This is a genomic window from Arthrobacter sp. AQ5-05 (assembly GCF_003287975.1).
Taxonomy (GTDB): domain Bacteria; phylum Actinomycetota; class Actinomycetes; order Actinomycetales; family Micrococcaceae; genus Paeniglutamicibacter.
Map to the genome: position 1 here is coordinate 21,372 of NZ_QMKQ01000031.1, position 17,867 is coordinate 39,238.

Sequence of the window (17,867 nt, forward strand, 5' to 3'; positions counted from 1 at the left end):
CAGCTGGAAGGCTGGGCATGGCACGGTTCTGGACACGCCTGATGGTGGTACTCACGTTGATACTGGGCGTGAACTACATCGGTTGGCGCTGGGCAGCCTCGCTGAACTGGGACGCCTGGTGGATCGCGGTCCCGCTGGTTGCTGCCGAAACCTACAGCCTGATAGACGTGCTCCTGTTCGGGATGACGGTATGGCGCTTGAAGGAACGGACCGGGGCGCCGCCGGCACGGCCGGACGCGACAGTGGATGTCTTCGTCACCACCTACAACGAGCCGCTGGAGATGGTCATGAACACCGCGCTGGCCGCAGCGCGCATCCGGCATCCGCACAGCACCTGGATCCTTGACGACGGGGACCGGCCGGAACTGCGGCGGCTGGCGGCCGATCACGGGCTCGGGTATGTCACCCGGGGCGAGGACTGGGCCAACAAGCCGCGGCACGCCAAAGCGGGAAACCTGAACAACGCGTTGATGGTCACCGAGGGCGAGTTCCTGTTGATCCTGGATGCCGACCAGGTCCCGGAACCCGACATCCTGGAAAAGACCCTGGGCTATTTCAACAACCGAAAGGTCGCGCTGGTCCAGACCCCGCAATACTTCACCAATGTCCCCGACGACGACCCGCTGGGCAGCCAGGCCCCGCTCTTCTACGGACCCATCCAACAGGGCAAGGACGGCTGGAATGCGGCCTACTTCTGCGGCTCCAATGCCGTGCTGCGCCGCGAGGCACTCATGGAACTCGGCCTGCTCGGCTACGTGCAGGAGACCGAAAAGAGCATTCGCCGGGCCCTGGCCGCTTCCAAGAAGGCAATCCGGCAGGCCCGGAAGGCCGCCGACGCCGACTCGCCCCTGGTCGGGGACATGCTGGACGAGGTTGAGGCTGCCATCGGCCAAGCCGACAGCCAGTTGGCGGCCGGGCAGTCGCTGAGCGAACTCACCTACGAGGTCCAACGAAAGGTGGACGCCGCGGTCCGCGCCCTGGTCCAGGCCGATGTGCGGGCGCTGCAGGCGGACCTGGAGGAAATCGCCGCCATGGACCTGGCAGCGGTGGGCGACACCGGGGTCAAGGTGATCACCGACGAAGCAGTTCAACGGCTCTCGGCACGGGAGTGGTCCCCGCTGGGCGCCATGGAATCGGTCCAGGCGGTCCTGGACGCCCTGTCGGTGGAGCGTGCCGGCGAGGCGCAGCCGCTCATGCCGCTGGCCACGATCTCCGTGACCGAGGACATGGCCACCGCCATGCGCATGCACGCCCGCGGCTGGCAGAGCGTCTACCACCATGAGATCCTCGCCTACGGATTGGCACCCGAAGACATCGGCACCATGATGACCCAGCGCCTGCGCTGGGCCCAGGGGACCATGCAGGTGCTGCTGCGGGAAAACCCGCTGACCCAGCGCGGCCTGAAGTGGGGCCAGCGGCTGATGTACTTCTCCACGATGTGGAGCTACCTGAGTGGATTCGCGGCCATCGTCTATTTCGCCGCACCCGTCATCTACCTGCTGCTGGGCATCCTTCCGGTGGCCAGCCTCAGCACCGATTTCTTCATCCGCTTCATTCCGTTCATGGTCGTGAACCAAGTGCTCTTTGCCGTTGCCGGGCACGGGATTCCCACATGGCGGGGCCAGCAATACAGCTTGGCGTTGTTCCCGACCTGGATCAAGGCCTGCACCACGGCGGCACGGAATGTCTGGTTCGGTCGTCCCCTCGGTTTCGCCGTCACCCCGAAGGACCGCCAGGAGGGCGGGCCGCGCTGGAGCCTGATCCGGCCGCAGATCACGGTTGCCGTTCTTCTGGTGGTTGCCGCAGTTGTCGGCAGCGTGCGCCTAGCCACGGGTTTGGCCGAACCGGTCGGTACGCTTGTCAACGTCGCCTGGGTCGTCTTTGACCTGCTGGTGCTCAGCGTCCTGTACAAGGCCGTACGGTACCGGGGCCATGCGCCCGGCGAAAATTAGCCCGATCCACCCAACGCGTCGCCGGATTCCCCGGCTGACCACAGAAAGGAACCTCGATGGAGTTTAGCCACAAGGCCAGTGGGTCTTACACGGAAGTTCTGGCTTCCGGAAGGTTGAACATGGTCTCGGCACCCAACCTCAGGGCGTACGTGGGCGAGGTGGTGGCCTCCGGCTCGAACCGCATCGTCGTGAACCTGGCGCAGACCACCTTCATGGATTCCTCCGGGCTCGGCGCGCTGATCGGATGCCTCAAGGCAGCCCGGCAGGCCGGCGGGGACCTGCGCATCGCGGCCGTTCAGCCACAGGTGAAGATGGTCCTGGAACTGACCAGCATGGACCGGGTGCTGACCTCGTACTCCTCGGCCGAGGAGGCCTTCGGCAATGAATGAGCCGATTGCCAGCCGGAGCTTCCGCGACCGGGCCATCCCGGAGTCCATCGAGGCCGTCCACATCCTGCTCGACAAGCTGTGGGCAGATGCACCCTTTGTTCCGGACGTGGACCGCATGACCTTCGCCACCGCGGTGATCGAGGCCGCCTCGAACATCGTCCAACATGCCCTGCCGGAATTCCCGACGCCGGTGGACCTGGGAGTGGAGATCAGCGTCAGGACCCACAGCCTGCGGGCGGAGATCAGCGCCTTCGGCGCCACCGATCCCCAGCTGGATACCGAGGCCAAGGGGATGCCCGGTCCGGAAGCCGAGTCGGGGCGCGGCCTGGCGCTGATCCGGGCCCTGGTCAGCACAGTCACCTTCGTCCGGCAGGACGGCACCAACACCTGGGTCCTGTCCCGGGACTCGTCGCCGCACCCATGAGGAAGTTAGATCCATGGCATTAGGCCCTTCACGCGTCCTGGTGGGGCTCGACGAGCTTTCGCCGTTGCGCAAGCAAATTCCCTTTGCCGCAATGTTCGTTGCCGCCGCGCTCATGGCATTGGTGCTCCCGACCGTGCCCATCAGCAACGCCGCATCCCTCATCGCCGGGCTGGCGGCGGTTGCCGTGGCTCTGGTGCTGGCGGTCATCTTCGGCCGCCCGGGTCTGTTGCGCTTCGCCATCATCGTGCCCGTGCTGGACTTCGTTGCCGCCGGCCTGCTGCGCCACGGCACCGGGGAGTCGCACTCCATTTTTGCCGCCATCCTGCTGCTGCCACTGCTCTGGTTCGCCGCCAGGGCCGGACGCCGCTACGTGATATACGCCGTCCTCGGATCCATCCTGTCGGTCTCGGTGCCGTTCATCCTCGGCGCCCAAAGGGAAAACAATCCCAATGAGCTGGCACGCGGCATCTTCAACGCCACGGTCTTCGCAATCAGTGCTGCCGTGGTCAACGAGCTGGCCGCACGGGCCCGCCTGCACTTGGGCACCGCCCGGGAGGAAGCCGCTGCGGCCGCGGAGGAGCTAAGCCGGGCCGCACAGATCCAGAAATTCCTGCTGCCCAAGAAAGCCGCGATCCTGCCCGGCTACGAAACCGCCGGGGCCTGCATCCCCTCCAAGGCCGTCGGAGGGGACTTCTTCGACTGGTATGCCATCGACGGAGGCCTGGGCTTCACCCTGGGCGATGTCATGGGCAAGGGCGCCGGGGCGGGAATGATCGCGGCCACCACGCGCGCCGTCATCCGCAGCGCCCGAAACAGCGACGACCCGGTGAAGGCACTGGCCTTGACATCGGACTGCCTGGCCACCGAGCTGAGCCAGGCGGCGGCGTTCGCCACGCTCTTCCATGCCAGGCTCCGCGCGAGCGACGGCAGGGTCCTGTTTTCCGACGCGGGCCACGGGCTGAGCCTGTTGATCCGCGGTAACGGGACATGGGAGCGATTGGCCTCGCACGAACTTCCGGTGGGACTGATGCCCGAGGCAACCTGGACGTCCCGGGAAATCTGGCTCGCCCCGGGCGACATGATCGTCAGCTTCAGCGACGGGGTGTTGGACCTCTACGACGGAACCCTGGCCGCCATCGCCGAGGTTGCGGAGCTGGCCCTGCACGCCGACTGCGCCCAGGGCATCGTGGACGCAGTCCACACGATGGCCTCCGGAAACAGCAATCCCGACGATGTCACGGTCTTGGCCGTGCGCCGATCCGAGCTGAACACCGCGGTTGCCCGGAACCCGGGCCTTGGAGACGGTCGCGTCCTGTCGTCGGTGTCGGAGAGCTAGGAAAACGGGTCAGCCAAGCGGTCATGCTCGAGGTCGAGCAGGACCTGCTTGGCCTCCAGCCCGCCGAGGTAACCGCCCAGGGAGCCGTCGCTGCGCAGCACCCGGTGGCAGGGAACCAGGATCGGCAGCGGGTTGGTGGCGCACGCGGTGCCCACGGCCCGCACCGCCGCCGGGCGACCTGTCAGCGCCGCCATCTGCTTGTAGCTGGCGGTGTGCCCGTAGCCGATGCTCGGCAGGGCCAGCTGGACCTCCAGGCGGTACCCGCGCGAAAGCCGGTGGTCGAGGGACAGCTCGAATCCCTGGCGGGAATGCGCGAAGTATTCATCGAGCTGGGCTGCCGCCGCATCCAGCGGTGCGGCACGGTGCAGCACCCGCACCCCGACCTTCTGCGCCAGGGTTCCGAGCACCGCGTCGAAGTCCTCGGCGGCGAAGGCGACGCGCACGATCCCGCGCTCGGTGGCGGCAAGCATCAGTTGGCCCACCGGGGAATCCACCAGCCGGTAGGAAACATCGATCAGCCCCTCGGCCGCGGCCCGCTCGGCCAGCCGCTGCCGCAGGACATCCATTTCGTGCATGGCAAGTTCGCTCATGATTCTTCCTCCGCTTCGTGGTGTTGGCTGCGCAGGGCCTTGATGCCGTCCGCGGCGGCCCGGCGCAGCGAGGCGGGATTGCCGCCCAGGTATGCCGGGATGTCCGCATAGGGGAACCCGAGCAGGTAGTGGTAGCCGATGACCTTGCGTTGCAGCTCACTCAGCGAGGCCAGCGACTCCAGCAGCTCCAGCTGTCCCGTGACCTCGGGCAGCACCACGGTTTCGGGGACCTCGTCCATGGGGATTGGGTGGTTGGCGCGCAGGATGTCGATGGCCTTGTGCCGGGCGATGGTGATGAGCCACGCCTCGATGTTGGCGCCGGCGGCCAGGGACGGGTAGGCGCGCAGGGCCGCCAGGAACGTTTCGCTCCAGGCGTCCTGCGCATCGGGTCCCGGGCCCAGCAGCGCGGTGCACATGCGCAGCACCGCGGTGCCGTGCCTGCGCACCACCAACTCGAAGGCGGGGTTCGCTGTCATCTCCACACCCTGTAAACGCGCCGGGGCACCATTGTGTGAGGTGCTATCGCAAAATGATGCTCGTGGCCACGGCCGGGGAGCGGCCCGAGGCCACGAACCCGGAGACATTGGATTCGGGGTGCTTGATGATGTCGCACACCGAACCCAGGTGCCGGGACAAGTCGATCTTGTCCTCCGGTGCGGCCAGCAGCAGCTGGAACCCGAATTCCTGCAGCGCGTTGATGCCCGCCGCGGCGTACTCGGAGTTCGCCTGGATGAAGGCCTCGTCGATCATCACGGTGCCGTAGGCGGTGAACCCGGCGGTGGCGAAACCCAGCTGGTAGGCCAGAGCCGCGCCCATGATGAAGGAAGTGAAACGCTGGCCCTCGCCGCCGGAGAGCGTGCCCGGCTCCAGGCCGGTTTCGACCTCGCCGTTGGGCTTGTGCTCGTTGCAGCTGATGGTCACGTGCTGGCGCACATCCAGCACGGTGTCGCGCCAGGCGGCGCGCGAGGAATCATCCAGCGCATCGACCAGGGCCTCGAGCGCCTTGTAGCTCTCGCTCAGGGTCCCGGCCCCGCGCGAGGAATACGCCCCTGCCAGGGCCTCCTTCAGCGCCTGGCGGAAGGCCCGCGCCTCGTCGGGGATCGTCGTGGCGACCTCGAGGGCCAGCCTGGAGCCGTGCTCGAAGGTGACATCGGCCAGGATCTGGTTCAGCGGCGAGATCCGCTCGGCAATCGACCGGCGTTCCTCCTCCAGCAACTGCAACAGGTCCGAGAAACGCTCGTAGGAGCGGTTGGAGAAGTACTCGCGGAACTCCTCCTCGTGCTGCGGCAATCCCTGCTCGATGATGCCCTGGTGCAGGGCGACGTAGTGCTCTGCCGCCTCCACCGAGGTTCCGAAGGAGACCGCGGCGGAATTGCCGAACTCGCGGGCAAAGGACCTGAAGGTGTCCTTCAACGCCGCTTCCAGCGTGTAGGCCTCGCGCTTGAGGTCTGCACCGGACTCGGACAGGGCCAGGGCCAGCGCGTTCAGCGCGGCCTCCAGCTCGGTGGTGGACACCGGGGCCCCCTCATCCAGGCGCTTGATGAGCGGGGCCAGCTGCTCGCTGGCGGCCAGCTTCTCGACGGCCCAGTCCTCGGTGGTGGCATCGCGCACCGACGCGGCGCGCAGCGCACCTTGGGCCCGCTCCAGCGCTGCCGACAGCGTGGTTGCCTCGGCGCGGGCCACGGCCAGGGTGCCGACGCATTCCTCGAGTTCTGCACGCGCCGCCTCCAGGGCCCGGCGCACATGCGAAAGGTCCCCGGACTGGGACAGCGCCTCGGCCATGCGTGCCTCGAGGTCCTGCAGGATGACCAGGGCGCCGGAGGCATCCAGGGATGCGAAGGACCTGTCGTCGCTGGCCAGGGAGCCCAGCAACGCCAGCTTGGCGGCCAGCTGGTCCTTGGCCGCGGAGCGGTCGTCGGCCACCGAGGCGGCGCGGGTGGTCTCGGCCTCCAGGGCCGCCAGCTTGGTCTCGAGTTCGGAGATCTTCTCCGCGTTGGTGAAGCCGAGCAGGTAGTCCGAGGCGGCCACCGGGCGGGTGTCGCGCTCGAAGGTCCCGGACCCGGTCTTGATGGTCCCGGCCAGCGAGATGGCCTTGTCGTGGATGTGCAGGCCGGCATCGGTCTCGACGCAGGCCAGCGGGTAGTCGGCGGCGATCTTGGCGCGCAGCCAGGTGCCGGCGGCCGAATGCTTGAAGTCGAGCTTCCCCACCAGGTCCCCGGGGCCGGAGACGACCTCGCGCGGGGTCTTGGAGATGTCCATCCAGCGGATCCGGCCCAGACCCGAGAGCGAGTCGATGGCCCGGGTGACCGACTTGATGTCCTCCCCGCGCACCAACAGCGTGGTCGCCAGGGACCTCAGCGCCTTTTCGGCGGACGGCCGCCACTGCCCGTGCGAGGGGGAGAGATCGATCAGTTCCCCGGCGAAGGGCAGGAAATCGATGTCCAGGTTGGTGGAAGCGGCGATGGCGCGGCGCGCGGCGATCGACCGGTCATCGATGTTCGAGCCGCGCTTGGCATAGGAATCGATCTGCAGCCGCAGCTTCTTGGCCCGGTCCTTGAGGTTCATGACCGTCGCCATGGCCTCGTACTCCATGGTGCGTGCGTCCTTGGCAATGGAGGCCAGGTTCTCGGCGCTGACCGCGGCCTGCCGGCGCATGGCCTGCAGCCCGGAGGCGGTGAAGGTGAAGTTCAGGCCCACGGCCTCGAAGTTCTCGCGCAGCGTGCGCAGCACTTCTTCGCGCTCGGCCAGGTGCCTGCGGGCGGCCTGGGCTTCGCGTTCCAGCAGCGCCAGCCCGGCGCCGCCTCCGGCCTCGTGCTGTTCGTTCAGCGAGGCAACCTTGGTTTCCAGGGTTGCCTTGCGGGCACCGCTTTCCTCGATCAACGCGGTGTTGGCCTCGACCGCGGCGCTGAGCATGGAATTCTCGCCCTGCAGGGCCCGGGTCGCCAATTGCGCGCCAAAGGCCGGAAGCTGCGTGGAGACCAGGGCACCGAGGGTGGACAGCTCGGCGGTCAGTTCGTCATGGCGCAGCTTCTGCTCCGGCACCGAGGCCAGGGCGTCGCGCTGGGCGCGGGCCTCCTCGAGCTGGCGGTGGATGCCGCGAAGGTGGGAGAAGTCCTCGATGGCCCCGGCGGCTGCCTTCATGGTGGCGGGTACTTCCAGCACCTCGTAGCGGAAGAACTGGTTCACGCCCTTGTCCAGGCCCTTGCCGTTCTGCAGGGTGCGCAGCAACGAGAACGCCTTGTCGTTGTCGATGCCCAGGCGGCGGCGGAACTTCTCGGCAAAGGCGCGGTGCACGTCGAAGGCCTCGAAGCCGGGCAGGGATTTCTGCAGCGAGGACGGGGTGAAGCGCCGGGCCCCGTGGTCTTCCAGGGCAGCGGTGTCCAGCGCCCGGTCGCCCATCACGTAGTGCTTGCCGACCTGGCCCTCCAGGCCGTTGGCCGGCAGGTCGAAGATCGCGCCGATGCACACCGAGGATCCCAGGCCGTCCTCGTAGACCAGGGCCAGGGCGCTCCAGGTGGCGCCGGGGCGCTGGTAGAGCGTGCCGGCCTCGGTCTTGAAGCGGCGTCCGCGCATGTAGGAGTAGGTGGTGCGGCGGTCCTTGCGGGTGGAGGCCTCGTGCGCGGATTCGTTCAGCCGCGGTGCGGCATGGAAGATGTGTCCGATGCCGTCAAAGAGCGTCGACTTGCCAACGCCCGGGTGCCCGGTGAGCAGGGTTCCGGCGCGATCCACATACAGGGTGTGCCGGCCGTGGAAGGTGCCCCAGTTGATGACCTGGATCTGGGTGAGCCGGTGCTGCCCGGGGTTCAGCGCGTCGGAGAGCGGGAGGGTCATTTCAATGCTCATAGCTCTTCTGTCTCCAACTCGAATTCTTCGGTGTCATCGGTGCCCACGCGTTCAATGGCCTTGATGTACTCGGGGATTTCCTCGATCGCCGCAAAGGGCAGGGCAAGGGCCAGGGCGCCGGAGACCTTGTACTCGTCGGCCAGCTCGGTGGGCAGGACGAGCTTGAGGTTCAGCAGCCGGGTGAGGGCCGCGTCGGTGTTCTCTTCCAGTTTCTTGTCATCGGTGTCCCCGGGGGCGCGGTGCTCCAGCAGGATCTCGCGTGCCGCCTCCCGGGTGATGACCGCGTCGGTGCCCGAGCCCGCGTGGCGCTCGAGCAGCAGGCGCAGCCGCAGCGCGAGCAGTGTTTCCTCGCGCTTCAGCGCGCGGCGCGGGGCGATTGCGGTGGTGTGTGCGGCCTCCAGGTCCACGGGGGCCAGCAGCGCGATCTTGCGGTTGGCGTCGACCTCGAGGACCAGGAAGATCTCGGCGACATAGGCCGAGATCTCGGCCCGCCGGTCCAACACCAGCTGCCAGAGTCGCGGCTCGGCGACCCCGTCCAGGTAGGGGCCGCGCAGCAGGCGCACCAAAAGCTGGCGCAGCGGCAGTTCGAAGGAACCGGTGTCGCCCGCAAAGAGGCGGCGTTCATCGACGGCACCGGAGGGAAGTGGGCTGCTCATGCGGGATCCTTCGTAAAGCTCATGGCCGGCACCATTGCGGTGCGTGTGGCGCCGTCGACCTGGGTGAAAGTGATTTCCTCGAGGGTGGCCTCGTCGATGCTTTCCCCGCCGTTGCGGGCAGCCTCGATGAGGTACCTGATGGTGTTCAGGTGCCGGTGTTCGTCCGACAGCCCGTTGTAGGTTTCGCGCAATCCCACCGAGCCGCCGGCCTTCGCCCGCGAGGTGAGGATCGCGTGGTTCAACGCCGGGACGTCGGGGCTCGGGGTGGAGGGGGTGCGGCGGATGTCGGCGATGGACAGCGGCGGCGGGGCGGCCAGCTTGGGCGGGGCGACGTGCTCGTCCGGGTCGTAGATGCCCAGCGCCGCAATGGAGGTGAAGCGCGGGGCGTAGAGCCGGATCGGGGCCACCGGCGTGCGCGAGTGCAGGACGCGCGAGGAAGCGACGGCGATTTCCGCGGCCCGCACGGCCTCGCGCAGGATCGCCGCCTCCTTGAACTCGGCCGATTGCACGTAGGCGTGCAGGGATTCGGAAAGCCGGCCGTAGGACTGGTGGACCTCGGAGGCCTGGCGGCGCAGCTCGCGGAGCATGTTGGCCAGGGTGTGGCGTTCCTGGGCGTCCAGGGCGTCGACGAAGTCGCGTTCCATGACCTCGTTGACGGCCTCGCGGAAGCGTGCCTGGGCCTCGGGGGAGTTCAGGAACTCGGTAAAGCCGCGGAAGGTCTCGCCCTGCGGGGTGCTGCGCAGCTGCTTGTCGCCCTCGAGGACGGCGCCGACCGCGACGCCCTTGACGGAGGAGGATTCCATGATTTCCCCGCGCAGCGCGTGGAGCATTTCCTGGACGCCGTCGCGCATGCGCTTGAAGTCTGCCGGCAGCCCGGAGGCCATGTCGAGCACCGAGCGGGTCGCGGCCAGCGCACCCTCGCGGGGCAGCACCGCCGGGGAGGTGCCGTCGCGCAGCGAGGCGATCTTCTCCTGGCGCTGGGCGATTTCCGCCTCCAGCGCGCGGATGCGTGCGGCCGGGTCGGGGTCGGTCTCGTGGGCCAGGGATTCGAGGGAGGTCAGCAGCGTGTTGAGCCGCGAGGAGTTCAGGTTGGTGCGGTCCCCGGAGAAGTCAGAGAGGAACTTCAGCACGCGTGCGGTCTGGGCGGTGGGTTCGTAGACGAAGTGCCCGTCGACCAATGGGCGGGCCAGGAACTGGTTTCGCACCCAGGCATCGGCATATTGGGCGGCGGTCATCGAGTCGTTGAAGGCCGGGTCCTCGGAGCGCACGACCTTGAGGAAGGATTCCAGGGACGCATGGAAGACCTCCAGCCCGACGCGGGGCTTGGCGCTGGTGAATTCGGCGCGCAGGAAGGCCACGGCCCAGGGTGCGGTGGAGAGCAATTTCCAGGCGGCGGACGACCTGAATTGTTGCGTCTGACTCCACAGCGGGCTCGCCTGGTGGGTAGGTCGCATCACGGTCCTTTTGCTGGGGATTGACCAAACAATCCTAGTCCATCGGCGCGCCCGTTTAAGGTTGCCCCCGATCTGGGTAGGGTCGTTTGAACCACACCGGTGACCTCGGGCGCGAGGGACCGTCCATCCCTGCGCCGGGACGAAAAGTGAGGGGCACGTCATGAAACCTCGGATACGCCTGGCCGCAGCCGCGGCCCCAATGACCGCCTCGGTGCTGGTCCTGGCGGGGTGCACCACCCCGCCGTACATGCCCCCGAGCCAATACGACCCCACTTCCGTAGGCTCGGCCCCGCAATCGATGGTTTCCCCCAGCGAACAAGCCGAGGGCCCATCCGAGGCCGAACGGATCGAGAAGGCCAAGACCCTGGCCGCCGGCTACGACTATGCGGCGGCGAAGAAGGTTCTGGCCGGCTTGGAGGGGGTCGAAGCCGAAACGGCATTGGCGGACATCAAGGCCGCCGCAGCCAAGACGGTGGTGTGGGAGGACAGCTCGAAGATCTCCCACCTTTTCGTCCACTCCCTGGTGGTTGACACCAAGCGGGCCTTCGACGGGGATTCCAAGGAGCAGGGCTACCTCGACTACATGGTCACCCTGGACGAATTCAAGAAGATCCTCGCGGAGCTCCACGCCCGCGGTTACGTCTTGGTGAATCCGGCGGACATCGCGTCCCTGGATGCCAACGGGAAGATGAGGTACCAGGACATCCACCTGCCCAAGGGCAAGAAACCGCTGGTGCTCTCCGAGGACGACGTCAGCTACTACGAATACATGGAGGATGACGGGTTCGCCTCGAAGCTGCTGATCGATGGCGACGGCAAGGTCACAAGCGAATACGTGGATGCGGCGGGCAAGAAGCACATCGGCGCCTACGACATGCCCCCGGTGGTTGACGAGTTCGTGGAAAAGCACCCGGACTTTTCCTACCGGGGTTCCAAGAGCATCCTCGCCTTGACCGGCTACAACGGCGTGCTGGGTTACCGCACCTCGAAGAGCGAGTACCCGGATTCGAAGACCCTGGACGCGGACATCGCCACGGCCACCGAGGTGGCGACCGCGCTGAAGAAGGACGGGTGGGTCTTTGCCTCGCACGCCTGGGGCCACATCAACATGACGACCAGCTCGATCAAGCGGATCAAGCACGACATGGTGCTGTGGGACAAGGAGGTGCGCCCCATCCTCGGGGACACCGACCAGTTTATCTATCCTTTCGGTGCCGACATCTCCGGGGTCCCGGCCTACAAGGGCACAAAGTACAACATGCTCAAGAAGGACGGGTTCGATTTCTTCTACGGCGTCGACGGAACCACGCCGGCGTGGATGCAGCCGGGGGATTCCTACCTGCGCCAGGCCCGCATCAATATCGATGGCCTGCAATTCGCCAAGGAGCAGCGCGGGGACCGGCCGGTGCTGAAGTGTTTCTTCGACGTCAAGGACGTCGTCGACCCCAAACGACCCAAATCCAAGTAGCCAACATTTCTAGGGGGCCGGCTCGAATTCCTCGCTGTCGATGGTCTTTTGCTGATGGGCGTTGTAGCGGTCCCCGGCGATCGTGGACTGGTTGATGATCGCCCCTGCCCCGGCGACCTCCGCCGGGGACAGTGACACCGACAGCGCCCCGAGGTTCTCGGCCAGGTGGTCGCCTCGCTTGGTGCCGGGAATGGCATGGACATGCTCGCCCTGCGCCAGCACCCAGGCCAGGGACAACGCGGCGGCGGTGGTGCCGAGCCGGTTGGCCAGCAGGACCAGCCGGTCCACCAGCTCGAGGTTGTGCGCATAGTTCTCCGCCTCAAAGCGCAGCATCCAGTGGCGCATGTCCCCGGCCGGCAGCGAGGCGGTCTCGCGCAGGCTGCCCGAGAGGTACCCCCGGTGCAACGGGGAGAAGGCAACAAACGCGGTGCCCAGCTCCTTGCAGGCCTGAAGGATCCCCAGCTCGGGATTCCGGGTGGCCAACGAGTATTCGTTTTGCACCGCGGCGATCGGATGCACCTGGTGCGCGGCGCGCAGCGTCGCTGCCGAGATCTCCGAGAGCCCGATGCCGCCGATCTTTCCCTGCACGACGGCCTCGGCCAGGGCGCCGACCGATTCCTGGACCGGGACCGCCGGGTCGAGCCGGTGCAGGTAGTAGAGGTCGATGTGCTCGGTCTGCAGTCGTTGCAGGGACGCATCCACGTGTGCCTGCAGGGTGTCGGGCCGCCCGTCGATCTTCCCGCGGCCCTCGACGAGGGACAACCCGCCCTTGGACGCCAGGAAGAAGTCGTCGCGGCGTTTCTTCAGGTGTTGCCCGATGAGGTTTTCACTGCGGTGCCCGCCATAGAGGGTTGCAGTGTCGAGGTGGTCGACCCCGGCATCCAGCACCTCGTGCAGCAGCCGACCGGCTTCGTCGTCTGTGGGGAAATTGGAGTAGCCATGGGTGATGTTCATGGCGCCGAAGCCCAGGGGGTTGACGTGTTTGCCGGCAAGTACGCGCGTTGTCATGACTTCATTTCTAGCACGTGGGCACGGGCCGACGGGGAACCCGCCGCCTCAGGGCGTCACGGAAACCGTGCTCCCGATGCCGGCCGCGACCGGATCCCGGCCGCCGGCACGGTCGTGTCCGGGCACCGGCACGAGATCGGTGCACGGCAACCGGAGATCCGCGAAGTCCCGGGCCGGGGAAATGCGGTGCAACTCGGCGGCCAGGGCCCTGCCGGCGAGGGGATTCGTGGTGAAGAAGCGGCTGTGCGGCGCGGAATCGGCAATCATCATGCCCCCAGCTTCCCCCGGGAAGATGGCGCAAAGGCGAAGGGGGCATGAATTCCGTGGGGCACCGCGGACCCGGACGGGCCGCCGGCGTCTAGGACCCCAGCGCCAGGAACGCCCCGAGCTGGGCGAAGGCGGCGGGGGTGCCGGGCAAGAAGTGCGTGAGCGCGGGGGAGCGCACGATCACGGCGCGCCATTGCCCGCGCGAGACCGCCACGTTGATCCGGTTGCGGTTCAGCAGGAAGTCGATGCCGCGGGCCGCATCGTCGGCCGAGGAACATGCCATGGACACGATCACCACCGGGGCCTCCTGGCCCTGGAACTTGTCCACGGTGCCGACCTTCACCTCCGCCAGCCCGGCGTTGTCGAGTTCGGTGCGCAGCAGGTTGACCTGGGCGTTGTAGGCGGCGACCACCAGCACGTCCTCGGCCAGCAGCGGCCGGGGCTCCTGGTCTTCGTCGCCGATCCAGGAAAGACCCATGTGGGCGCGCACCTGGTTGATGACCTCGTGCGCCTCCTCCACCGCCTGGGTGGTGTTGCCCCGGTGCTCCACGAAGACCGTGGAGACCCCTGCGGGCACGTGGGACAGCGAGCGCTTGGCTGCCGCGGGGGCAGAGTGCAGCTTGGAGGAGTAGCTCAGGGCCGAGACCTTGGCGCACAGCTCGGGGTGCATGCGCCACGAGTCGGCCAGGAAGTAGCCCAGTTCCCCGGGCAGCGTGGGGTGCCCGGCGCTGAGCCAGCCCAGCGCGGACTCGTCCACCGGCTGCGGGTGCGAACCCTGGGTGACCTGCGGCAGCTGCTGCGGGTCACCCAGCAGCAGCAGGCGGGTTGCCGCGCGGGAGACGGCCAGGGTGTTGGCCAGCGAATACTGTCCGGCCTCGTCGATGACCAGCAGATCCAGCGAGCCCTCCGGGACCCGTTTGCCGGTCATGGTCCAGGCGGTGCCGCCGATCAGCGCGCCTTCGTCCGAGTTCAGCAGTTCCTCCACCGCGTCGTCGGTGGTGCCGGCCCACGGGACCTCGGTCTTGTCCCCGGCCTTCAGCTTCTTGGCGACCTGCTCCGGGTGCACCCCGGCGCCGGTGATGGCCTTGGCCAGGACGTTGTCGATGACCGCGTGGGACTGGGCCACGACCCCGACCTTCCAGCCCTGCTTCACCAGGGCGGCAATGACATGGGAGGCCACGAAGGTCTTGCCGGTCCCGGGAGGTCCCTGCACCGCGAGGTAGGAATGGTCCAGGTCGTTCAGGGCCTCGACGATGGCACCGACGACGTTGCGTTGCCCGTTGACCAGCGCCGGGACCGGCGGGGCGGAAAGGGTCTTGAAGCGCGGGGCGGACTTGCGCAGGATGTCGATGCCCGGGTGCCTGGGCAGCGAGGGCAGGGCACCTCCGACGGTGCGCGCGAGCTCCGCCAGGGCCTCACGCAGCGAGGCGGTGTTGATCGGCTGGTCCGGGGTCAGCGCCACCGGCAGCGTGCCGAAGGGGGCAACCTTCTTGCTGGACTTCTCCGCAATCACGAAGCGGTCCTCGTTCTCCCGCACCACGGCATTGAACAGCCCGGCCCGCTGCGCGTTGCTGGGTTCCAGCTCCGGCGGCAGGGGAGTGGAGTACATGGCAAACCAGGAGCTGCCGACCTTGAAGTCCGAGCCCTCGGCCATGGTGCCGGACAGTTCGGTGAGGCGGGTTTCCACCTGCGCGCGGGCGGTTGCCTTGTGCCAGTCCTCCACGACCTGGGCGTCGTCGACCAGGAACACGTTGCGGGTGTCGGCCCACGCGTCAAAGGGTTGGTCCAGCCGGTCGAAGTGCTCCCACCAGAATTGCTTGGCCTCGCGCCGGTGGTAGCCGGTGGCGGCGGCGACCATGGCAATGGCCCGCTCGTCGTTGCTCAGGGCGCGGTCCGCCGGCAGAGATTCGAGGTATTCGCGCAGCGCGATTTCCTCCGCGCTGGGCTCCACGTCGTCGACACCGGGCAGGGCCGCCTCGTCGACCCATTGCGTGTGCGGTTCGTGCGGGACCAGGCCGCGCAGCCAGTCGCGCAGCCGCAACGTGGAGAGGCAGTCGTATTCGTTGTAGTCGCGGATGGATTCCAGGATCCGCGCGGCCGCTGCTTCATCCACCTCGAGCTGCTCGCAGTACCTGGCGTAGGCGACCACGGAGGCCCCGGCGTCCTTTACGTCCCCGCCGCGCAGGTGCTCGCCCATGTACAACGGCTCGAGCTTCTTGATGGAGTAGGAGCGTTCGGAGATCAGCAGGGAATGGCGGACCGTGTCGTAGAGGTCGACCAGCAGCCCTTCGCGCAGCCACGCATCGATGGTGTCTTCGGCAACCACGTGGCGCAGCGAGAGGTTCCGCAGTGCGCTCTTCTCGTAGGGCGCGTAGTGGTAGATCTTCATCTTCGGGAAGATGGCGCGGCGGGCCTCGACATAGGCGACGAAGTCGGTGAAGGCCTTGCGCTCGCCGGCCCGCGAGTGGGCCCAGAAGGGTTTGAAGACCGGCTCGCCGGTGTCGATCTCGATGACGCCGAAGAGGTATTCCAGTCCCCAGGATTCGTCGTAGGGATCCTGCCAGAGCGGGTCGCCCTCGAAGTCGAAGAAGATGTCCCCGGGATCGGCTTGCGGGAGCCGGGAAATGGTTTGGCTGGCGTTGATCTTGTAGGCGACTCCGCCGATGGTTCCGTCGGAAGCGCCGAGCCCGACCTGCATGCGGGCCTGTTCGGCGAGCTTGTGGTGCGGATCCCTGGCCTTGGTGTTGGCGGCGGCGAGCTCGTCGATGGTGCTGATGCCCGCCTCGAGGAGTTTCTTGCGCCGAGTGGAGCTCATGCCGGCCACCAGCAGCAGGTCGCGGTGGGCCGAGACCTGGGCGGCGCAATAGTCGCAGCGGCCGCAGGCCCCGATGCCGTCTTGGCCCCAGGTGACCGGGTCGCTTCCGGCGCGGTGGGTGGCGGTGAGGTCCTTGAAGCGGGCGCGGCGGTCCCTGAACACCGGCAGCAGTTCGTGCATCTGGTGCACCGAGTGGGTCTTGTCCCCGAGCACCAGGGTGGTCTGCCCGGCCACGGGGATCCCGGCGCTGATCAGCTGGTCGCCGTAGGCTGCCAGCTGCAGCAGGGCGGTGACGCGGGCGTGGCGGGCCAGCTTGGTGTCCCACACCGCGTAGGAGCCGTCGGACTCGCGGATGAGGAAGTCGGCAAAGCCCACGAATTCGCCGTCGAAGAAGGTCGCCTGGAAAACCACGTCGGCACCCTTGAGCAGCGCCTGGTGGGTTTCCTCGTGGGCCGCGACCAGGGAGGCGCGGTCACCGCGGACCCCGGCGGCGAGCATCTTTACGCCGCGCCCGGTGGCGGGGTCGTGGTCGCCGAATTGCGTCCGGAGTTCCTCGAGCACCTTGTGTTCGTGGGCGTCTCCGAGCACCGCGGTGCGTTCGAGCATCTCGTCGGGGCCGAAGTCGGCCTTGGCGCTTCGTCCCAGGCGTTCGTCGAGCTTGCTCAGGGAGGCGAACTCGCAGCCGGCCGCCGTCACGAGGTCGGAAGCGGAGTAGATCAAATCCTGATCGAGGAAAAACACGGGACGGTGCTCCTTTGGCGAAGTGGCGTAGCTTCGAAACTAGCACCTCGGTGCCTACAGATTGGTTTTGTTCAGGGGTAGTCGGACGTGCCCGCCGGAGTGGCGGGACGCGGCCTTCAGTCCGTGGCCAGCTGCCTGCGGATGAAGTCGGCCGTGGCTTCCGCGAGCCCGGCACCGTCCTCGGAAACGGTGCGTCCGGAGCGGGCAACCTTGAAGGAGTGGTCGCCGCCCTCGAACCAGAGAAGTTCGCTGTCCTGGTTGAGGTTGGAGAAAACGCGGGTCATGATTTCCCGGTTCGCGAACGGATCGCGGGTGCCTTCGAGAAAAAGCATCGGCACCGCCAACGGGTAGAGGTGTTCGTCGCGCAGCTTCTCTTCCTTTTTCGGGGCATGCAAGGGGTAGCCCAGGAAGACCAAAGACCGGGCATCCATGCCTTCGGCGACGGCGAGGGATGCCATGCGGCCGCCAAACGACTTGCCGGCGGCGAACACCGGAAGTTCCCCCGACAGGTTCGCGCAGACCCACTCGCGCACCAGTTTCCACACCTCGACCGCAACGGGTGCGCGGTCCGGGAATTTCTTGCCCGCGTCCATGTACGGAAAGTTGAACCGCAGCACCGAGACGCCTTTTTGGGCCACTGCCCGGGCGTAGCCGGAGAGGAAGTCGTGGTCCTTGCCGGCGCCGGAACCGTGGGCCAGGACCAGGAAGGCACGGGGGTTCTCGGCCGCGTCAAGCAACGCGCTGAGGGTTGAATCGCTCCACGGGATGTTCAGTTCCTGGCTCATGCCCTCTAGCCTCAATACCGTTTACTTAGTCTTCAAGTGTGTTAATCTTTTGGAATGGCACGAAGCGGATGGGTGAAGCCCGAAGGTCCAGAACGGTTGGGAGACCACGTCTCCCTGGGCGTACTCACGAAGGTGTTTA

General features: G+C 67.2%; 14 protein-coding genes. 5 read left to right on the top strand and 9 right to left on the bottom strand.

The genetic code is table 11. The features are described from left to right. Nucleotides 1–17 precede the first annotated feature (17 nt). Genes DQ353_RS18220 through DQ353_RS18235 form a run of 4 tightly spaced genes read left to right on the top strand, consistent with a single transcriptional unit; the run spans nt 18 to nt 4,101 of the window. Nucleotides 18–1,952 (top strand): glycosyltransferase family 2 protein, encoded by a 1,935-nt coding sequence (locus tag DQ353_RS18220; protein ID WP_113764608.1) that lies wholly within the window; start codon nt 18–20, stop codon nt 1,950–1,952. A gap of 56 nt (nt 1,953–2,008) precedes the next feature. Further along, nucleotides 2,009–2,341, top strand: a complete 333-nt coding sequence (locus tag DQ353_RS18225; protein WP_113764609.1) for an STAS domain-containing protein — start codon at nt 2,009–2,011, stop codon at nt 2,339–2,341. Then, complete coding sequence (locus DQ353_RS18230; protein WP_113764610.1) at nt 2,334–2,765, top strand: ATP-binding protein; 432 nt, start codon at nt 2,334–2,336, stop codon at nt 2,763–2,765. The genes DQ353_RS18225 and DQ353_RS18230 overlap by 8 nt, the downstream gene beginning before the upstream one ends. A 13-nt stretch (nt 2,766–2,778) precedes the next feature. Continuing rightward, nucleotides 2,779–4,101: a PP2C family protein-serine/threonine phosphatase gene (locus DQ353_RS18235; RefSeq protein WP_113764611.1), complete on the top strand. Its 1,323-nt coding sequence runs from the start codon at nt 2,779–2,781 to the stop codon at nt 4,099–4,101. Here the strand turns inward: DQ353_RS18235 and DQ353_RS18240 are convergent. The 5 genes from DQ353_RS18240 to DQ353_RS18260 are packed head-to-tail and all read right to left on the bottom strand — an operon-like array spanning nt 4,098 to nt 10,644. Continuing rightward, entirely contained in the window at nt 4,098–4,691 is a 594-nt protein-coding gene (locus tag DQ353_RS18240; RefSeq protein WP_113764612.1) for a methylated-DNA--[protein]-cysteine S-methyltransferase, read from the bottom strand. The two genes, DQ353_RS18235 and DQ353_RS18240, sit on opposite strands and share 4 nt — an antisense overlap. Then, the gene (locus DQ353_RS18245; RefSeq protein WP_181578489.1) at nt 4,688–5,167 is read right to left on the bottom strand and encodes an RNA polymerase sigma factor; all 480 of its coding nucleotides are present in this window, start codon (nt 5,165–5,167) and stop codon (nt 4,688–4,690) included. Before DQ353_RS18245 ends, DQ353_RS18240 begins: the two co-directional genes overlap by 4 nt. A gap of 43 nt (nt 5,168–5,210) precedes the next feature. Further along, complete coding sequence (locus DQ353_RS18250; protein ID WP_113764613.1) at nt 5,211–8,534, bottom strand: ATP-binding protein; 3,324 nt, start codon at nt 8,532–8,534, stop codon at nt 5,211–5,213. Beyond that, nucleotides 8,531–9,190, bottom strand: a complete 660-nt coding sequence (locus DQ353_RS18255) for a DUF4194 domain-containing protein (protein WP_113764614.1) — start codon at nt 9,188–9,190, stop codon at nt 8,531–8,533. The genes DQ353_RS18250 and DQ353_RS18255 overlap by 4 nt, the downstream gene beginning before the upstream one ends. After that, the gene (locus DQ353_RS18260; protein WP_113764615.1) at nt 9,187–10,644 is read right to left on the bottom strand and encodes a DUF3375 domain-containing protein; all 1,458 of its coding nucleotides are present in this window, start codon (nt 10,642–10,644) and stop codon (nt 9,187–9,189) included. Before DQ353_RS18260 ends, DQ353_RS18255 begins: the two co-directional genes overlap by 4 nt. Before the next feature lie 160 nt (nt 10,645–10,804). Here DQ353_RS18260 and DQ353_RS18265 point away from each other — a divergent pair, with 160 nt between their 5' ends. Further along, entirely contained in the window at nt 10,805–12,112 is a 1,308-nt protein-coding gene (locus DQ353_RS18265; protein ID WP_113764616.1) for a polysaccharide deacetylase family protein, read from the top strand. Between the two features lie 9 nt (nt 12,113–12,121). Here the strand turns inward: DQ353_RS18265 and DQ353_RS18270 are convergent, their stop codons facing one another. From DQ353_RS18270 to DQ353_RS18285, 4 genes are all read right to left on the bottom strand, one after another. Continuing rightward, nucleotides 12,122–13,120, bottom strand: coding sequence for an aldo/keto reductase (locus tag DQ353_RS18270; protein WP_113764617.1), 999 nt, complete (start codon nt 13,118–13,120; stop codon nt 12,122–12,124). 48 nt (nt 13,121–13,168) lie between these two features. Continuing rightward, the gene (locus tag DQ353_RS18275; RefSeq protein WP_113764618.1) at nt 13,169–13,390 is read right to left on the bottom strand and encodes a hypothetical protein; all 222 of its coding nucleotides are present in this window, start codon (nt 13,388–13,390) and stop codon (nt 13,169–13,171) included. Between the two features lie 88 nt (nt 13,391–13,478). Then, nucleotides 13,479–16,943: a TM0106 family RecB-like putative nuclease gene (locus tag DQ353_RS18280; RefSeq protein WP_113764619.1), complete on the bottom strand. Its 3,465-nt coding sequence runs from the start codon at nt 16,941–16,943 to the stop codon at nt 13,479–13,481. A 116-nt stretch (nt 16,944–17,059) separates the two neighbouring features. Next, the gene (locus DQ353_RS18285) at nt 17,060–17,728 is read right to left on the bottom strand and encodes an alpha/beta hydrolase family protein (protein ID WP_113764620.1); all 669 of its coding nucleotides are present in this window, start codon (nt 17,726–17,728) and stop codon (nt 17,060–17,062) included. Nucleotides 17,729–17,867 lie beyond the last annotated feature (139 nt).